At 74.8% G+C, this 16,640-nt stretch carries 15 protein-coding genes; 8 read left to right on the top strand and 7 right to left on the bottom strand.

Features of this window, described 5'->3' with window-relative positions; all coding sequences use genetic code 11:
* Window position 1: 1 nt before the first annotated feature.
* Window positions 2-1,543: a Re/Si-specific NAD(P)(+) transhydrogenase subunit alpha gene (locus tag GOBS_RS10635; protein WP_012948292.1), complete on the bottom strand. Its 1,542-nt coding sequence runs from the start codon at window positions 1,541-1,543 to the stop codon at window positions 2-4.
* Between the two features lie 340 nt (window positions 1,544-1,883).
* On the opposite strand from GOBS_RS10635, the gene GOBS_RS10640 reads away from it, so the two are divergent.
* Together GOBS_RS10640 and GOBS_RS10645 are read left to right on the top strand one after the other, a co-directional pair.
* Window positions 1,884-3,944, top strand: a complete 2,061-nt coding sequence (locus tag GOBS_RS10640; protein ID WP_012948293.1) for a putative bifunctional diguanylate cyclase/phosphodiesterase — start codon at window positions 1,884-1,886, stop codon at window positions 3,942-3,944.
* Window positions 3,945-3,976: 32 nt separating this feature from the next.
* Complete coding sequence (locus GOBS_RS10645) at window positions 3,977-4,798, top strand: HDOD domain-containing protein (protein ID WP_243697697.1); 822 nt, start codon at window positions 3,977-3,979, stop codon at window positions 4,796-4,798.
* Between the two features lie 6 nt (window positions 4,799-4,804).
* On the opposite strand, the gene GOBS_RS10650 is transcribed toward GOBS_RS10645, so the two are convergent.
* The 3 genes from GOBS_RS10650 to GOBS_RS10660 form a co-directional block, all read right to left on the bottom strand.
* Window positions 4,805-6,058, bottom strand: coding sequence for a serine hydrolase domain-containing protein (locus tag GOBS_RS10650; RefSeq protein WP_012948295.1), 1,254 nt, complete (start codon window positions 6,056-6,058; stop codon window positions 4,805-4,807).
* 157 nt (window positions 6,059-6,215) lie between these two features.
* On the bottom strand, window positions 6,216-7,367 hold the full coding sequence (locus GOBS_RS10655) for an acyl-CoA dehydrogenase family protein (RefSeq protein ID WP_012948296.1): 1,152 nt from the start codon (window positions 7,365-7,367) through the stop codon (window positions 6,216-6,218).
* Window positions 7,368-7,374: 7 nt separating this feature from the next.
* Window positions 7,375-8,550 carry an acyl-CoA dehydrogenase family protein gene (locus GOBS_RS10660; protein WP_012948297.1) on the bottom strand — a complete coding sequence of 392 codons (1,176 nt, stop codon included), beginning with the start codon at window positions 8,548-8,550 and terminating at the stop codon, window positions 7,375-7,377.
* A 154-nt stretch (window positions 8,551-8,704) separates the two neighbouring features.
* Here GOBS_RS10660 and GOBS_RS10665 point away from each other — a divergent pair, with 154 nt between their 5' ends.
* Both GOBS_RS10665 and GOBS_RS10670 read left to right on the top strand, forming a co-directional pair.
* Window positions 8,705-9,082, top strand: a complete 378-nt coding sequence (locus tag GOBS_RS10665) for a TFIIB-type zinc ribbon-containing protein (protein WP_012948298.1) — start codon at window positions 8,705-8,707, stop codon at window positions 9,080-9,082.
* Window positions 9,083-9,243: 161 nt separating this feature from the next.
* Entirely contained in the window at window positions 9,244-10,068 is an 825-nt protein-coding gene (locus tag GOBS_RS10670; protein WP_012948299.1) for a hypothetical protein, read from the top strand.
* Between the two features lie 68 nt (window positions 10,069-10,136).
* On the opposite strand, the gene GOBS_RS10675 is transcribed toward GOBS_RS10670, so the two are convergent.
* Window positions 10,137-11,174: a GGDEF domain-containing protein gene (locus GOBS_RS10675; RefSeq protein ID WP_012948300.1), complete on the bottom strand. Its 1,038-nt coding sequence runs from the start codon at window positions 11,172-11,174 to the stop codon at window positions 10,137-10,139.
* 443 nt (window positions 11,175-11,617) lie between these two features.
* Between GOBS_RS10675 and GOBS_RS10680 the strand changes: the two genes are divergently transcribed.
* Window positions 11,618-11,848: a hypothetical protein gene (locus GOBS_RS10680; protein ID WP_166487352.1), complete on the top strand. Its 231-nt coding sequence runs from the start codon at window positions 11,618-11,620 to the stop codon at window positions 11,846-11,848.
* 64 nt (window positions 11,849-11,912) lie between these two features.
* Here the strand turns inward: GOBS_RS10680 and GOBS_RS10685 are convergent, their stop codons facing one another.
* Together GOBS_RS10685 and GOBS_RS10690 are read right to left on the bottom strand one after the other, a co-directional pair.
* Entirely contained in the window at window positions 11,913-13,082 is a 1,170-nt protein-coding gene (locus GOBS_RS10685; protein ID WP_012948302.1) for a 4-hydroxybenzoate 3-monooxygenase, read from the bottom strand.
* Window positions 13,083-13,133: 51 nt separating this feature from the next.
* Window positions 13,134-13,880, bottom strand: coding sequence for an IclR family transcriptional regulator (locus GOBS_RS10690; protein ID WP_243697698.1), 747 nt, complete (start codon window positions 13,878-13,880; stop codon window positions 13,134-13,136).
* Window positions 13,881-13,982: 102 nt separating this feature from the next.
* Between GOBS_RS10690 and pcaH the strand changes: the two genes are divergently transcribed.
* From pcaH to pcaB, 3 genes are read left to right on the top strand one after another with little or no spacing between them, the layout of a single operon-like run.
* Window positions 13,983-14,729: a protocatechuate 3,4-dioxygenase subunit beta gene (gene pcaH / locus GOBS_RS10695; RefSeq protein ID WP_012948304.1), complete on the top strand. Its 747-nt coding sequence runs from the start codon at window positions 13,983-13,985 to the stop codon at window positions 14,727-14,729.
* Window positions 14,729-15,289: a protocatechuate 3,4-dioxygenase subunit alpha gene (pcaG, locus tag GOBS_RS10700; protein WP_012948305.1), complete on the top strand. Its 561-nt coding sequence runs from the start codon at window positions 14,729-14,731 to the stop codon at window positions 15,287-15,289. The genes pcaH and pcaG overlap by 1 nt, the downstream gene beginning before the upstream one ends.
* Window positions 15,286-16,611, top strand: coding sequence for a 3-carboxy-cis,cis-muconate cycloisomerase (gene pcaB, locus GOBS_RS10705; RefSeq protein WP_012948306.1), 1,326 nt, complete (start codon window positions 15,286-15,288; stop codon window positions 16,609-16,611). Before pcaG ends, pcaB begins: the two co-directional genes overlap by 4 nt.
* Window positions 16,612-16,640 lie beyond the last annotated feature (29 nt).

Raw genomic sequence — 16,640 nt, forward strand, 5'->3', positions numbered from 1 at the left:
GTCAGCTCCTCGTGAACATGCCGAGCATGCGGCGGGTCACGGCGAAGCCGCCGAAGACGTTGATGCTGGCGACCAGCACGGCGACCGTGGCCAGCACGGTGACCAGGGCGCTGGTGTGGCCGATCTGCAGCAGGGCGCCGACCACGATGATCCCGGAGATCGCGTTGGTGACGCTCATCAGCGGGGTGTGCAGCGCGTGGTGCACGTTGCCGATGACGTAGAAGCCCACGACGACCGCGAGCGCGAACACCGTCAGGTTGCCGATGAGCTGGTTCGGCGAGAACGCCGCGGCGAGGAACAGCAGCGCTGCCGCGACGCCGACGACGGCGGCGGTGCGGGCGGGGGAGCGCGGTGCCCGCGGTGCCGGCGCCGGTGCGGCCGGCCGGGGCGCGGGTGCCGCGGTGGGTGCGGCCGACACCTGGACCGGTGGGGGCGGCCACAGCAGCTCGCCGTCCCGCACCACCGTCATGGAGCGCTGGACGACGTCGTCGAGGTCGAGGACCGGCCGCCCGTCCTTGCCGGGGGTGAGCAGCTTGACCAGGTTGACCAGGTTGGTGCCGAACAGCTGCGAGGCCTGGCCGGGCAGCCGGCCGGGCAGGTCGGTGTAGCCGATGATCGTCACGCCGTTCGGGGTGACGACGACCTCGTCGGGCACCGAGCCGGCCACGTTGCCGCCCTGCGCGGCGGCCATGTCGACCACCACGCTGCCCGGCCGCATGGCGGCGACCATCTCCTCGGTGAGCAGCCGCGGCGCCGGACGCCCGGGGATCAGCGCGGTGGTGATCACGATGTCCACCTCGCGGGCCTGCTCGGCGTACATCGCAGCGGCCCGCCGGTCGTAGTCGGCGGAGGTGACGCTCGCGTACCCGGTGCCGCCGCCGCTGGACTCCTCGTCGGCCGGCACCCCGACGTACTGGCCGCCCATGGAGGCGATCTGCTCGGCGACCTCCGGCCGGACGTCGGTGGCCCGCACGATCGCGCCCAGGCTGCTGGCCGCGCCGATGGCGGCCAGCCCCGCGACGCCCGCGCCGACGACGAGCACCGTCGCCGGGGGCACCTTGCCGGCCGCGGTCACCTGCCCGGTGAAGGAGCGGCCGAAGGCGTGCGCGGCCTCGATGACCGCCCGGTAGCCGGCGATGTTGGCCATCGAGCTCAGCACGTCCAGGGACTGGGCCCGGCTGATCCGCGGGACGGCGTCCATCGCCAGCGCGGTGATCGGCCGGGCGGCCAGGGTCGCGAGCAGGTCCGGGTCCAGCGCGGGCGCCAGGGTGCTGACCAACACGGCGCCGTCGCGCAGCCGCCCGACCTCCTCGGCGGTCGGCTTGGCCACGTGCAGGACGACGTCGGCGCCCCAGGCGTCGTCCGCCGTGCCCACCCGGGCCCCGGCCTCGCGGTAACCGTCGTCGGGGAAGCTGGCCGCCGTCCCCGCGGCGGTCTCGACCACGACGGCGTAGCCGAGCGCGGTCAGCTGGCGCACGGTGGTCGGCGTCGCCGCCACGCGCGTCTCGCCGGGGCGGGTCTCCCGAGGGACTCCGATGAGCACGTCCGGTTCCTCCAGCACGGGTCGGTCGCCGCCCGTCGCCGGTGACGGTGCGGTCCGGTACAGCGGTGGTGCACGCCGGTGGGCGCGCGGTCCGGGACGGCGTGCACCGGTGTCGCCGCCGGGGAGATCATGCCGAACCGCGGGGCTCCTCCGTGAGTGCACTGTGTCACCCCCCGCAGCGAGCGCACCGACCGGTCCACGCCTGCGGGCCCGGCGGCTCCACCCCGGGAGGGTGAGGGGCGCCGTCCCCGACTGGTGGGCACACCTCTGGGTGCCGTACTCCTCTCCTGGCGGACGAGAGGCACGGATGCCGGTCGCCGCCTGATCGGGAGGGGGGCGCGTGTCGACGACCGCGACCGCTGTGCCGCTGGTCCCGACGGAGATCGTCTCGTCGGTCTTCTACGGAGCCGCGGTGAGCGACACGCTCGTGCTCCTGCTGGCCGAGGTCGTGGACGGGACGCCGCGGATCGCCTGGGGCAACGAGGGCGCCACCCAACTGCTCGGCTACGGGGTGGACGACCTGCAGTCGCTCACGGTCGCCGCGCTGGTGCCGTCGCTGCGCGGCGCGGAGGTCGGGCTGCTGCTCCGCCGCGAGCGCAGCGCACGCATGAACCTGTCCGTCCGCACCGCCAGCGGCGCGCTCCTGGGGGTTCTCGTGCTGTGCACCCCGACGCCGAGCGGGCGGACCTGGACCCTGCAGTTGGTCCCGGTCGACAGCGGATCCGAGCGGGTCCTGCGGGCCACCGCCGAGGCCCACGAGCGGCGCCTGGCCACGCTGACCGAGCGCTCGCCGGTGCCCACGGTCCTCTCCGAGCAGGGCATGCGCCTGGCGCACGTCAACGACGCCTTCTGCAGCCTGGTGGGCCTGCAGGCCGAGCAGCTGCTGGGCACCGGCTGGATGGCCACGGTGCACCCGGACGACCTCGACGACGTCATCGAGCAGGTCGTCGCCGTCCTCGGCGGGCGCGACGGGAGGATTAGGGCCCGGCTCGTCCGAGGCGACGGCGGCGAGCGGACGACGGTCCTCCGCCTCTCGCAACTGTTCACCCCCGGCGTCGGGGCGGGCTTCGTCGGCACCATCGAGGACATCACCGACCGGCTGGCCTTCGAGGCCCGGCTGGCGCACCAGGCCCACCACGATCCGCTCACCGGGCTGCCCAACCGCACCCTGCTCGCGGAGCACGTGGCCGAGCGGTTCCGGCCCGGCACCGGCCGCCTGGCCGTCATCTCCCTCGACCTGGACGACCTCACCGTCGTCAACGAGTCCCTGGGCCACGCCGCCGGCGACGAGCTGCTCGTGGAGGTCGCCACCCGGCTGCGCGCCACGGTGCGCCCCGGTGACCTGGTGGCACGCTCCGGCGGTGACGGGTTCGTCGTCATCGGCGAGGACCTCGACGAGGACGCCGCGGTCACGCTGGCCGAGCGGATCGCCGCGGCGCTGGCGCAGTCGGTGCGCCTCGGCGGGGTCGACGTCCGCCCGCACGCCAGCGTCGGCGTCACCGTTCAGACCACGGGACACCACGCAGCCGAGGACCTGATCCGCGACGGCGACATCGCGGTGTGCCAGGCCAAGGCCGGCGGCAAGGGCCGGATCAGCGTGCTCGACGAGCGCGCCCGGGCCGAGGCGCGGGACAAGCTGCGGCTGGTCGCCGAGCTGCGCGAGGCGATCGAGCGGAGGGAGATCACGCTGCTCTACCAGCCGATCTTCCGCGCCGACGACGGCGCCCCGGTGGCCGTCGAGTCGCTGGCCCGCTGGCACCACCCCCTGCGCGGCCCGATCAGCCCGACGGTGTTCGTCGCCCTGGCCGAGGAGGGCGGGCTGATCGGCGTGCTCGGCCTGTTGGTGCTCGACGAGACCTGCCGCCAGCTGGCCGAGTGGGACCGTGTGCTGGGCGGTGCCGCCCCGCAGCGGGCCAACGTCAATGTCTCAGCGCTGCAGCTCGACGAGCACCTGCACGGCCACGTGGTCGCCGCCCTGGAGCGGCACGGGCTGCACCCGTCGCGACTGCAGATCGAGATCACGGAGTCCGCACTGATGGAGGATCCGTCCTCGGCCCGCGATGTGCTCGACCAGCTGCGCGACCTCGGCGTCTCCCTGGCCATCGACGACTTCGGTACCGGCTACTCGTCGCTGTCCTACCTGCGCCACCTGCCGGTGGACGTCCTCAAGGTGGATCGTTCGTTCGTCGCCGAGCTCGCCGACGGGCACCCCGAGATCGCCTCGGCGGTCATCGCGCTGGCCCGCAGCCTCGACCTGACGACCGTCGCGGAGGGCGTGGAGACCGAGGAGCAGGCCGCACAGCTCGCGGACCTGGGAGCCGGCTTCCTGCAGGGCTTCGCCCTCGCCCGACCGATGACGGGCGACCGCGCCGCTGCCTGGTACGCGGCCTCCGCCCGATGACCGTCAGCCGCCTCGTCCTCCCGGGAGCAGCCGTGCGCACGACCCTGGCCGCCACGCCGTCCTTCGACCTGGAGGCGGTGCTGAGCAACATCGAGACGATGGCCGCTCAACAGCCGATCGCCGCGCAGCTCGTGTCGATGGCCGACTCCGACGACACCGACGCGCGCACCCTCGCCCGGACCCTGGCCTCCGACGTCGCGCTGGCCGGCCGGGTGATGAAGCTGGCCAACTCCGCCTACTTCGGCATGCGTGGGCGGGTCACCTCGCTGCAGATCGCGGTCACCGTCGTCGGCTTCCCCACCGTGCGCACCATGGCGACCGTCGCGCTGACCGGCCTGGGCGACGAGTTGCGGCTGCCCGAGGGGTTCTGGGGGATGAGCAGCTGTGTCGCGCTCGGCGCCGCCACGCTGGCCCCGCGGTTCGGCGAGCGCCCGCAGGACGCCCTGTGCCTGGGTCTGCTGGCCCCGCTCGGCGTCGCGCTGCTCCACCACAGCGACCCCGAGGGCTACACCGAGCTGTCGGCCGCTGAGCCGACCGCCGCGGGTCGCCGTGCGGCCGAGGCGCGACGCTACGGGATCCACGCCCACCGGCTCACCGCGGTGGCACTCGAGCAGTGGGGCTTCCCGGCGAGCATGGTCACCCCGCTGGGTGCGGTCGACGACCACGGCGACCAGGACGGCGCGCTGCTGCGCGCGGCGCTCGAGATCGCGGCCCGGCTGACGGTCGAGGACCACGTGCCGGTGCCGGTCGAGGAGCTCACCGGCGGGCAGTTGCGGGAGGACGCCGTCCCGCCGGTGCTGGAGCGGGTGCGCGCCGAGGCCGACGAGCTGCGCCTGGCCATGCTCGGGGAGTAGGCCCTCTCACGACCCGGCGGCCTGGACCCGGTCGGCGACGTCGCGCAGGACCGCGGGCCAGTCGTCGATGCCGTGGTCCCGTCCCATCCGGACGACGACCACGTCGGTGGTGGGGTCGACGTAGACGTACTGACCCTTGTTGCCGCGTGCGGAGAAGCGGCCCTCCCGCTCGGTGTCGACCCACCACCAGTACTGGTAGTGCTCGGCCGGGTCGGTAGAGGTGTCGCGGGCGGTGGCCTCGGCGACCCAGGCCGCGGGCACCACCTGCCGGTCGCCGACGCGGCCCTCGTGCGCGAACAGGTACCCGAAGCGGGCGTAGTCCACGGCGCGCGCGTTGAACCCGCTCTCCATCTTCGCGAAGCCGTGCTCCTCGCTGTCGGCGCTCCACGACGCGTCGGCCTCGGCCCCGAGCGGCTGCCACAGCACCTCGCTCGCGTACTGCGCCACCGGCGTGCCGGTGGCCCGCTCCAGGACCAGCCCCACGAGCAGCGGGTTGTAGTTGTCGTAGTGCCAGCGGAGGCCCGGGGCCTCGTCGATCTCCACCGAGAGGGCCGTCGCGCGCAGGTCGGGGGAGTAGTAGGTGACCGAGTCGTCGCTCCAGGGCAGGCCGTGCTCCTCGTAGCGCAGGCCCGACGACATGGTGACCAGCGAGCGCAGGGTGACCCGGGTGAAGTCCTCGTCGCGGTCCAGCAGCTCCGGCACGTAGGCGGTGACCGGGTCGTCGAGGCTCCCGATCTCACCGCGGTCGACGGCGATGCCGACGAGGGTGGAGAGGACCGACTTCGCCACGGAGAACGACGTCTGGGTCCCCTCCCGGTTCCCGCCGTGCAGGTACCGCTCGACGACGAGCTCGTCCCCGCGCAGGACGAGGAAGGCCTGGGTCCCGGTGCGCTCCAGCAGCGCGTCCAGGTCCTCGGTGGCGCCGCCGGGCGGGGTCACCTCGTCCAGGACGCCGGTGGGCAGGGACCCCGGCCGGAGCTGCAGGGTCCGCGCGCCCGCCGGGACCGGCAGCGCCGGGAAGCGACGCCAGTCGTCGACGTCGGCGTCGCGCCAGACCACCGCCCGTGCGACCGCGGAGGAGTCGAGCGCGGCCAGTGCCCACAGCTGCAGACCCCCGCCGGGCACCGCGAGGAAGGCCAAGAGCGCCACCAGCGCGGTAACCGTCCGCCCGCGCCGACGGCGGACGAACCGGGCGGCGCCCCAGGAGGCCAGGCCCGCGACCGCGAGGAGGAGCGGCACGAGCAGCGGGGACGTGAGCACACCGGGAGGCTAGGGACGCGGGCCGGCTCCGGGGGCGGGAGGACCGCCGCGCTCGTTCCCGGAGACGGCCGCGGCCGGCGCCCCCACGCGGGGGACGCCGGCCGCGGTGGCCCTCCTGCAGGGTCCCGCCGCGAGCTCGCGAGCGGCAGGAGGGCCCCTACCCGGTGTAGGGCGCGCCCAGCGGGTCGACCGTCTCGTGCGCGTCCACGTCCGCGGCCAGGCGGGACAGCGCCCAGTCGCCGTCGCCCAGGACGTGGTCGATCGCGGTGAGCCGGCTGGTGTGGTGGCCGACCGTGTACTCGGCGGTCACCCCGATCCCGCCGTGCAGCTGGATCGCCTCCTTGCCGATGTGCCGGCCGGCGCGGCTGGTCTGCAGCCGGGCGCGGTCGGCGGCGGCGACGACGTCCCCGCCGGCGTCGACGACCATCGACGCCCACAGCGCGGTGCTGCGGGCCAGCTCGAGCGAGACGTACATGTCCGCGGCGCGGAAGGTGAGCGCCTGGAACCGGTTGAGCGTCACGCCGAACTGCTTGCGGGTCTTGAGGTACTCGGCGGTGGTGCGCAGCGCCGTGTCCATCGAGCCGATGGCCTCGTGGGCGTAGGCGATGCGCCCCTCGGCGAGCACCCGCTCGACCTCCGCGGTCCGGTCGGCCGTGCCCTCGCCGAGCAGCTCGGCCGGGGTGCCGTCGAAGCGCACGTTCGCCGCGCGGCCACCGTCGTGGGTGCGGTAGCCGGTGCGGGTCAGGCCAGCCGCGTCGCTGCGGACGAGGAACACCGCCGTCCCGCTTCTGACCACCGCGGAGACGACGAGGACGTCGGCCCGCGCGCCGTTGAGCACCGGCTCCTTGACGCCGGTGAGCGTCCAGGAGCCGCCGTCCTGCGTGGCGGTGACGGCTGCGGCCGACGGGCTCCAGCGGGTGCCCGGCTCGGCGTGCGCGACGGCGGCCAGCGTCGTCCCCTCGGCGATGCCGGCGAGGACCTCGGCCTTCTGCGCGTCGGTGCCGAGGGCGGCGACCAGCCCGCCGGCCAGCACGACCGCCTCGACGAACGGCTCGGGCGCGAGCACCCGGCCGATCTCCTCGGCGACGACTGCCACCTCGATCGGCCCGGCGCCCATGCCGCCGTGCTCCTCGGCGAAGGGCAGCCCCAGCAGCCCCATCTCGGCCAGCCGCGACCAGGTCTTCTCGTCGAAGCCCGGGTCGCTCGCGGTCACCCGGCGGCGCTGCTCGCCGTCGCCGTAGGCGCGCTCCAGCAGACCGCGCACGGCCCCCCGGAGGTCGTTCTGCTCACTGTCGAAGGTGAAGTCCACGGTTGCCTCAGAGCCCCAGGATCGTGCCGGCGATGATGGTGCGCTGCACCTCGTTGGAGCCTCCGTAGATGGAGACCTTGCGGTAGTTCAGGTAGTGCGGCGTCGCGACGCGCGCCCAGTCCGGGACCTCGGAGCCGCCGTCGGCGAACGAGGACAGCGAGAGCGGGCCGGCGATGTCGACGACCAGCTCGGTGGCGGCCTGCTGCAGCTCCGAGCCGCGGAGCTTGAGCACCGACGAGGCCGGGTGCGGCTTGCCGTCGGCGGAGTTGGCGACCACGCGCAGCGCGGTGAGCTCGAGGGCGAGCAGCTCGTTCTCCAGCTCGGCGATGCGCGCTGCCGTGCGGGGGTCCTCCAGCAGTGGGCGGCCGCCGACGGTGACCTCCCGCGCGTGGGCCTTGGCCTGGGCCAGCATGCGCTTGGTGGAGCCGATGCGGGCGATGCCGACCCGCTCGTTGCCGAGCAGGAACTTGGCGTAGTCCCAGCCGCGGTTCTCCTCGCCGATGAGGTTCTCCGCCGGCACGCGGACGTCCTCGAAGAAGACCTCGTTGACCTCGAAGCCGCCGTCGATGAGCTCGATGGGCCGCAGGGTGACCCCGGGGGTGTCCATCGGGAACACCAGCAGCGAGATGCCGCGCTGCTTCTTCTCCGCGGTCGGGTCGGTGCGGACCAGGCAGAAGATCCAGTCGGCGTGCTGGCCGAGCGTCGTCCAGGTCTTCTGGCCGTTGACGACCCAGTCGTCGCCGTCGCGCACCGCGGTGGTGCGCAGGCTGGCGAGGTCGGAACCGGCGTCGGGCTCGGAGAAGCCCTGGCACCACCAGATGTCGAGGTTCGCCGTCCTCGGCAGGAAGCGCTCCTTCTGCTCCTGGTTGCCGAACGCCGCGATGACCGGGCCGATCATGCTGGTGTTGAAGGCCAGCGGCTCGGGGACGCAGGCCAGCTGCAGCTCCTCGCGCCAGATGTGGCGCTGCAGCGGCGACCAGTCCTTGCCACCCCACTCCACCGGCCAGTGCGGCACCGCGAGACCGGCCGCGTTGAGCACCCGCTGGCTCTGGACGTACTGCTCCTTGGTCACGTGCCGGTGAGCCGCGACGGTGTTCCGGATCTCCTGGGGCACCTGGGTGGTGAAGAACGTCCGCATCTCCTCCCGGAAGGCCTCCAACTCCGGGGACAGTTGCAACCGCATCGGGCCTCTCTCCTGACGGCGACCGTGCCGTCTCGCAGCGTGGGAGTCCGACGATCCCACACTTGCTACCGGCGGGTAGCCCCAGGGCACCGGGGGCGGCGTGGCGTGTCGGTCGTGGGGGGAACGTGCGCGGTGTGCCACCCGTTGCCGGGCCATGGAGCTGACCTGTCCCAAGTGCCAGGGGCCGATGCGCAGCTACGAGCGCAACGGCGTGCACGTCGACCAGTGCACGGAGTGCCGCGGCATCTTCCTCGACCGCGGTGAGCTGGAGCGGCTGGTCGACGCCGAGACCGCGTGGCACGGTGGCGGCCGGCCCCCGTCGGGGGCGCCGTCGACGTCCTCCGCCGGTGGGCACGGGCACGGCCCGGCAGGACAGGGCTCCGCCGGGCACGGCTCGGGTGGGTACGGGTCGGGCGGGCTCGGCGCGGTCGTCGGCGAGGTGCTCAACCAGGTGCAGAAGCAGCAGCACTCGTCCGGGCACCGGCACTCGTCCAAGCGCAAGCAGTCGTTCCTGGGAGAGCTGTTCGGCTGAACGAGGACCCTTCCGTCCCCCACCGGACGAGGACCCCGTCCTCATTGCTCGCGAGCTCGGGACGAGCCTCTGGACGGGGCCGGCGGCGGGCCCCTGCGGAGGGGCCGTGCCAGCACGTCACCAGGCGGCGGGACCCCGCCCCGCGGGGGACGCTGGGAGGCGTGTTCGACGTCGACTGGATGGGACGGCTCGCTCGCGAGGTGCTGAGGGAGCGGCTGCCCGCGCTGATCGCCGAGGCGTGCGCGTGGAGCGTGGGCCTCTCCGACCGGCCGCACCACGAGCGGCGCCGCGGCCGGCTGCGGGCGACCGGCGGGACGAACGGTGACCGGATCGCCCGTGGCCAGGCGCTGTCCGGCGAGGAGGACGGCCGCCTCGACCTCGGCGACGCCCGGCCGGGCAGCTTCCGCGACGTGCTCAACGCGGTGGACCCCGACGGGGTGGTGTACGCCGACCGGTTCGACCGCGAGGTGATCGAGCCGTTCGTGCTGGCCACCTGCGTGCTCGCCGCCGACCGGGCCCGGGTCACGCGGCGGGCGGAGTGGGCCGAGCTGCTCGACGACCTCGGGGAGGACGGCCGCGACCTGGTCGGCGTGGTCCGGGCGGGGGAGTGGGAGGCGTCGCTGCGGACCGAGGCCGAGCACCTGGTGCTGGCCGCGCTGGCCGACGTCCCGCTGCTCGAGGTCGAGGCCGAGGGGCTGCCGCTGTCGCTGGTGCGGGCGGCCGAGGCGATGACCCGGGAGGCCGCCGCCCCCCCGCCGGCTGCGCCGCCGGAGGAGGACCCCGCCGCGTCGGGCGCGGTCTTCCTCGCCCGGGCCGCGCTCGCCGAGCTCGACGAGCCGGTGCCGCCGACGCAGGCCGACCGGGTGCTCAGCGCGCTGCTGGCCGAGGGGATCGAGCCCGAGGAGTTGCCCGCCGTCCTGCCGCACCTGCCGCTGGCGCCGGGCACCGCGGACGCCGTCCTCACCCTGCTCGACGCCGGCCGCTGAGCCGTCCCGGTGGGGTCGGCCCGGGCCCGTCCTCCTGACGCGACGTGCCGACGACGTCGACCGGGATGTCAGGAGGCGAGGACGGCGCGGTCGCGGCCGGTGCGCTTGGCCTCGTAGAGCGCGCCGTCAGCGGCGGCGTAGAGAGTGCGCAGCTCGGTGGCGTGCTGCGGGGCGTGTGCGATGCCCACGCTCACCGACAACGCCAGCAGCGTGCCGTCGGCTAGCTGCAGCGGGGTGGCCCGGACAGCGGTGACCAGGTGCTCGGCTCGTTCGGCGGCGGTCGCAGCCCAGCAGCCGGGCAGCAGCACGGCGAGTTCGTCGCCACCGAGGCGCCCCAGCACGGCGTCCTGGGAGCGCACGTGGCGGCGCAGCACGCCGGCCAGGTGCACCAGCGCGTCGTCGCCCACGGGGTGGCCGTGGAGGTCGTTGATGTTCTTGAAGGTGTCCACGTCGACCAGTACCAGTGCCGTCCCCTCGGGGGTGGAGGACGCGGACAGGGCACTGGACAGGGCGTCGTCGAGCACCCGCCGGGTCACCAGACCGGTGAGCCCGTCCACGGCGGCCTGCCGCTCCAGGGCGCTCATCAACCGTTCGACCCGGTTCTTGACCAGGACGAGGAGTCCGGCGGTGGCGGCATGGACCATGCCGATGAAGACGGCGTCGACCAGCGCCTCCGCCGGCGGCTCGACCAGCGCCAGGACCGTGACGTCGCACCCGATGGTGAGGGCGGTGACCACGGCGGCGACCGGCGCACGCAACTGGGAGGCGGTGTAGAGGATGACGAGCCCGAAGAGCGGGTGGGCCAGATCGAGCCGCTCGGGCATGGACACCGCCACGGTGCTGATGACGCCGAGCCCCACGACCGGCAGCACCACCCACATGCACAGCCGCGTCAGCACGGCCCCCGGAACGGTGACGAGCGTGACGCCGCAGACGACCAGCCCGGCGAGCAGCCCGGCCGCGATCGCCGTGCCACCCTCGGGCAGCGGCTCGGGCTGCACCAGCACGTACGTGACCAGCAGCAGGGCGGAGCCGAGGAACATCGCTGCCAGGGCGCGGGCGCCGAACACCTCATCACGGGGACGCAGTACCGGGGGCGGTCTCACGGGCCCTCCATCGGCGGGGCGGCGGTGCGGGTAGAAGGACCGCGCTCGGGCGGTCCACCCGTCCGGGGGAAGACCGGGCGCCGGCCCGGTCCGACCTCGGACAGGTCCGGCCCCGCGCCCGGCGGCCGGCGCGGACCGGGCGGGGCGGGCGCGCGATCGCGTGAGGGTCCAGGCGGTCACCCGCGGGGCTGCACCCGGTGCCGCGTGTTGTCGCCGGCCGGTCGTCAGGACCCGGGGAGCTGCCCGCCGTCCTGCCGCACCTGCCGCCGGTGCCGGGACCGCCCTCGCGCCGGGGTGGCCCCGTCCGTCACCATGGCGGGGCGGTGGCCCGGGACCGGGGTGCCCGGTGGACGGAGGACGTCATGACGGAACAGCAGCCGGTCGAGCCCGACGCGATCATCGGCAGGGACGGAGCCGCAGTCCCGGGCCCGCGAGGTTCAGGCGTGGTGCCGCAGCCGGTGCCCTCGCTGATCCCGGCGCTCGCGCGCCTGGCGATCGCCGGGCCGCTGCTCACCGCGTCGGCGGTCGCGCTCACCGCGGCCGCGGCCGCCAAGGCGGTCGAGGTGGCCGGCCGGATGGCCCGGCAGCGGATGGGTGCCGACGCGGTGGGGCAGGTGTTCCCCGGCGGGATCGAGGTCACCTTGACCAGGATCGAGGTCCACTGGACCCCCTGAGCGTCGCTCCCCCGGCCCGGCGTGCCGGAGCTGACCCGGCTGCCCTCCAGCAGCCGCGGCCCCGTCAGAGCTCGAGCGGGAGGCCGGTGTAGTTCTCGGCGAGCTCGCGCGCGGCGGCCTCCGACGAGCAGACCCGGCGCAGCTGGGACAGCTGCAGCTGGGCGTCGAAGTCGTCGCCGGAGCGGTGCAGCATCGAGGTCATCCACCAGGAGAAGTGGGTGCACCGCCAGACGCGGGCCAGCGCCCGGTCGGAGTAGGAGTCGACCAGGTCGGTCTCCTTCTCCTGCAGCAGCCGCACCAGCGCCTGCGCGAGCAGGGTGACGTCGGCGACGGCCAGGTTGAGGCCCTTGGCGCCGGTGGGCGGGACGATGTGTGCGGCGTCCCCGGCGAGGAAGAGCCGGCCGCGGCGCATCGGCGCGCTGACGAACGAGCGCATCGGCAGGATCGACTTCTCCGTCACCGGCCCCCGGTTGACCGACCAGCCCTCCAGCGCCATGCGGGTGTCGAGCGCGTCCCAGATCCGCTCGTCGGACCAGTCCTCGATCCGCTCCGACGGGTCGACCTGCAGGTAGAGCCGGGACACCGTCGGCGAGCGCATCGAGTACAGCGCGAACCCCTCCGGGTGCCACGCGTAGATAAGCTCGTCGGTGGCGGGCGCGGCGTCGGCCAGGATGCCCAGCCAGGCGTAGGGGTAGGTGCGCTCCCACAGCCGCCCGCCGGCCTCCTGCACCACCGCGCGGGAGGGGCCGTGGAAGCCGTCGGTGCCGGCGACGACGTCGCACTCGAGCACCTGCGGGACGCCGTCCGCGTCGGTGAACCTGACGCGCGGGGTGTCGCCGTCGACGTCCTCGGGCCGGACGTCGGAGACCTCGAACAACAGCGGCGGGCCGCCGTCCAGCTGGGCCCTGATGAGGTCCTTGGTGACCTCCGTCTGCCCGTAGACCCACACGGTGCGCCCGCACAGCTCCGGGAAGTCCAGCGTGTGCCGGGTGCCCGGGTACTGCAGGTGGATGCCGCGGTGCTCCAGCCCCTGGCGCTGCAGCCGGTCGCCGACCCCGGCCGCGGTCAGCGTGTCGACGGTGTGCTGCTCGAGGATGCCGGCGCGGATCCGTGCCTCCACGTACTCCCGCGACCGGTTCTCCAGGACGACGGAGTCGATGCCCTGCAGCGCGAGCAGTCGCGACAGCAGCAGGCCGGCCGGGCCGGCGCCGATGATCCCCACCTGTGTACGCACGCGGCCGAGTGTGACCGCCGCTACGTGGTCGTGGGAACCGCCTGCTCCCGCTCAGCGGAAGTGCTGCACCCGAGACAGCTCCCGCCCGATCCCGCGCGCGGCGACCTCGAGCACGGGCACGAGCCGCAGCAGGTCCCGCCGGTGGCTGGGGACGACGATGCCCAGGGCGGCGGCGACGACGGCCGGGCCGGCGGACCGCTCCACCCGCACCGGGACGGCGACCGACAGCGTGCCCAGCGACATCTCCTCGGCGGTCCGGGCGTACCCGCGGCGGCGCACCTCGGCGATCTCCCGGCTCAGCCGTCCCGCGTCGACGACGGTGTGCCGCGTCTCCCGCGTCGGCGCGCGCAGCACCGCCTCGACGACGTCGTCGGGCGCCGCGGCCAGCAGCACCTTGCCCACCCCGGTGGCGTGCAGCGGCAACCGGCTGCCCACCTGGCTGACCACCGGCACCGACTCGCGACCGGAGACGCGCTCGACGTAGAGCGCGCTGCGGCCCTCGCGGACGGCGAGGTGCACGGTGTCGCGGGTGGCGGTGTGCACGTCGAGCAGGAACGGCGCCGCCACCTGGCGCAGCTCGAGCTGCACGGGGGCGAGCAGGCCGAGGTCCCACAGCCGGCGGCCGATCTCGTAGCGGCCGTCGGGTCGCCGGTGCAGCGCGCCCCAGGCCGCCAGCTCTCCTACGAGCCGGTGGGTCGTCGACAGCGGCGTCCCCGAGCGCTCGGCGATCTCCGAGAGGGTCAGCCGCGGCGCACCGGAGTCGAAGGCGCCGAGCACGTCGAGGGCCCGCCCGGTCACCGACCGTCCTGCCGCCGTCCCGCCACCGGCCACGGCCGCCTCCTTCCGCTGGCCGGAAGGCCAGGCTTGGGCAGGGTAGCCCGCGGCCCTACGGTCCTGGACATGACCGGGACCACATCGGGCAGTCGGCTGGACCTGCCGCGCTATGCGCGCACGGACGCCGGACTGCGCACGCCCGTCGGGTACGCCGACTACAGGAGCACGGGGCTGCGCGCGCCGCTGCGCACGCCGGTCGACCTGCCGCACCGGCTCACCGAGGTCACCGGCCCGCTGCTCGGCGAGGACCGGGTGACCGCCACCGACGCCGACCTGACCAAGCGCCTCGGCGGCGAGGCCCAGGGCCAGCGGATCATCGTCCACGGCCGGGTGCTCGACAGCGACGGCCGGCCGGTGCCCGACACGCTGGTCGAGGTCTGGCAGGCCAACGCCGCTGGGCGCTACCGGCACGTCGTCGACAACTGGCCGGCGCCGCTGGACCCGCACTTCGACGGGCTCGGCCGGGTGATGACCGACGACCAGGGTCGCTACGAGTTCACGACGATCAAGCCCGGCGCCTATCCCTGGGGCAACCACCACAACGCCTGGCGGCCGGCGCACATCCACTTCTCGCTCTTCGGCCGGGCGTTCACCCAGCGCCTGGTCACCCAGATGTACTTCCCGGACGACTCGTTGTTCTTCCAGGACCCGATCTTCAACTCGATCCCCGAGGGTGCGCGCCACCTGGCGATCAGCCGGTTCGACTACGAGCGCACCGTGCCCAACTGGGCGCTGGGGTTCCAGTGGGACATCGTCCTCCGCGGCGCCCAGCAGACCCCGTTCGAGACCGAGGACGACGGGGACGTGGCCTGATGACCCAGCTGCAGACGACGCCGAGCGCCACCGTCGGCCCCTACCTGGCGATCGGGCTGACCTGGGAGGGCGGCGAGCTCGTCGTCCCGCCGGACACGCCGGGCGCGATCTGGCTGCGCGGCACGGTGTTCGACGGCAACGGCGACCCGATCCCCGACGCGATGGTCGAGACCTGGCAGGCCGACCCCGACGGCCGCTTCGACCACCCCGACGACCCGCGCGGTGCCACCCGGTACCCCGGATTCACCGGCTTCGGCCGCTCGCACACCGACTCGGGGGAGTACGCCATCTGCACGCTCAAGCCCGGCCGGGTGCCCGACGGCGAGGGCGGTCTGCAGGCGCCGCACGTCGACGTCTCGCTGTTCGCCCGCGGGCTCCTCGACCGGGTCGTCACGCGGATCTACTTCGCCGACGAGGCCGAGGCCAACGCCCAGGACGTCGTCCTGCGGGGGCTGCCGGAGGACCGCCGGCAGACGCTGCTCGCCACGCCGACCGACGACGGCTACCGCCTCGACCTGTACCTGCAGGGCGATCGGGAGACGGTGTTCTTCGCCGTATGACGCTGCTCTCCGGGACCTTCGCCCGCGGCGGGGCCGCGGCCGCCGTCTCCGACGACGCCTGGTTCCGGGCGCTGCTCGACGTCGAGGCCGCCCTCGCGCGCGCCGCGGCCCGCACCGGGGTGGTGCCGACCACCGCGGCGGACGCGGTGGCCGCGGCCTGCGCGCACCCCGAGCGGCTCGACCTGGCCACCGTGGTCGCCCGGGCGGCGGACGCCGGCAACCCGGTGCCACCGCTGGTGCGGGTGCTGCAGGACGCGGTCGGCGAGCGCGACGCCGTCGCCGTCCACGTCGGCGCCACCAGCCAGGACGTGCTGGACACCGCGCTGCTGCTGATGGCGCGCAACGCGGTCGCCGCCGTCGACGCCGACCTCGCCGCCGCCGCGGACACGACCGCGGACCTCGCCCACGTCCACCGGGACGACGTCCTGGCCGGCCGCACGCTGATGCAGCAGGCGCTGCCCACGACCTTCGGGCTCAAGGCCGCCGGCTGGCTGGCCGGCCTGGACGGCGCCCGGCTGCGGCTGGCCGAGGTGGTCGCCTCGCTGCCGGTGCAGTACGGCGGCGCGGTCGGCACGCTGGCCGCCAGCGGTGGGGCCGGTGTCGTGGTGCGGGCGGCGCTGGCCGAGGAGCTCCAGCTGACGAGTACCGCCGTTCCGTGGTTCACCGTCCGGCTGCCGATCGCCGACCTGGCCGGGGCGCTGGGCGCCGCCGCGGGCGTGGTCGCCACCGTCGCGGTCGACGTCGTGCTGCTCGCCCAGACCGAGGTGGCGGAGGTCGTCGAGGTGGGCGAGGGGCGTGGCGGGTCGTCGGCGATGCCGCACAAGCGCAACCCGGTCGCCGCCATCTCGGCCCGCGCCTGCGCCCGCCGCGCGCCGGGGCTGGTCGCCACGCTGCTGTCGGCGATGGAGCAGGAGCACGAGCGGGCCGCCGGTGCCTGGCACAGCGAGTGGCCGACGCTCACCGAGCTGCTCAGCACCGTCGGGTCGGCGGCGTCCTGGCTGGCCGAGAGCCTGCGCGGGCTGCGGCCGGACCCGCCGCGCATGGCCGCCACCGCGGCGGCCGCGGCCGAGGGCCCGCTGGCGGGCGCGCTCGCCGAGGCGCTGGCGCCCACCCTCGGCAAGGGGGCGGCCCACGACGCCGCGGCCGCCGCCGTCCGCGAGGCCCGCGACGGTGGCCGCCCGCTGGCCGAGGTCGTGGCCGCTCGCACCGACGTCGACGTGCGCGCGGTGCTCGCCGCCGGTAGACCCGACGTCGGGGAGGCCGGCGCCCAGGTCGACACCGCACTCGCCGAGCACGCCGCACTCACGGAGGGACGCCAGTGAGCGAGCTCGCGAGCGAACCGGACAACGGA

Source organism: Geodermatophilus obscurus DSM 43160 (assembly GCF_000025345.1).
Classification (GTDB): Bacteria; Actinomycetota; Actinomycetes; order Mycobacteriales; family Geodermatophilaceae; genus Geodermatophilus; species Geodermatophilus obscurus.

Excerpts from the sequence above, each read along its gene's own strand:
- GOBS_RS10660 (WP_012948297.1), bottom strand. The coding sequence starts at position 8,550 with ATGCGGTTGCAACTGTCCCCGGAGTTGGAGGCCTTCCGGGAGGAGATG.
- GOBS_RS10665 (WP_012948298.1), top strand. The coding sequence starts at position 8,705 with ATGGAGCTGACCTGTCCCAAGTGCCAGGGGCCGATGCGCAGCTACGAG.
- pcaH (WP_012948304.1), top strand. The coding sequence starts at position 13,983 with ATGACCGGGACCACATCGGGCAGTCGGCTGGACCTGCCGCGCTATGCG.
- pcaG (WP_012948305.1), top strand. The coding sequence starts at position 14,729 with ATGACCCAGCTGCAGACGACGCCGAGCGCCACCGTCGGCCCCTACCTG.
- pcaB (WP_012948306.1), top strand. The coding sequence starts at position 15,286 with ATGACGCTGCTCTCCGGGACCTTCGCCCGCGGCGGGGCCGCGGCCGCC.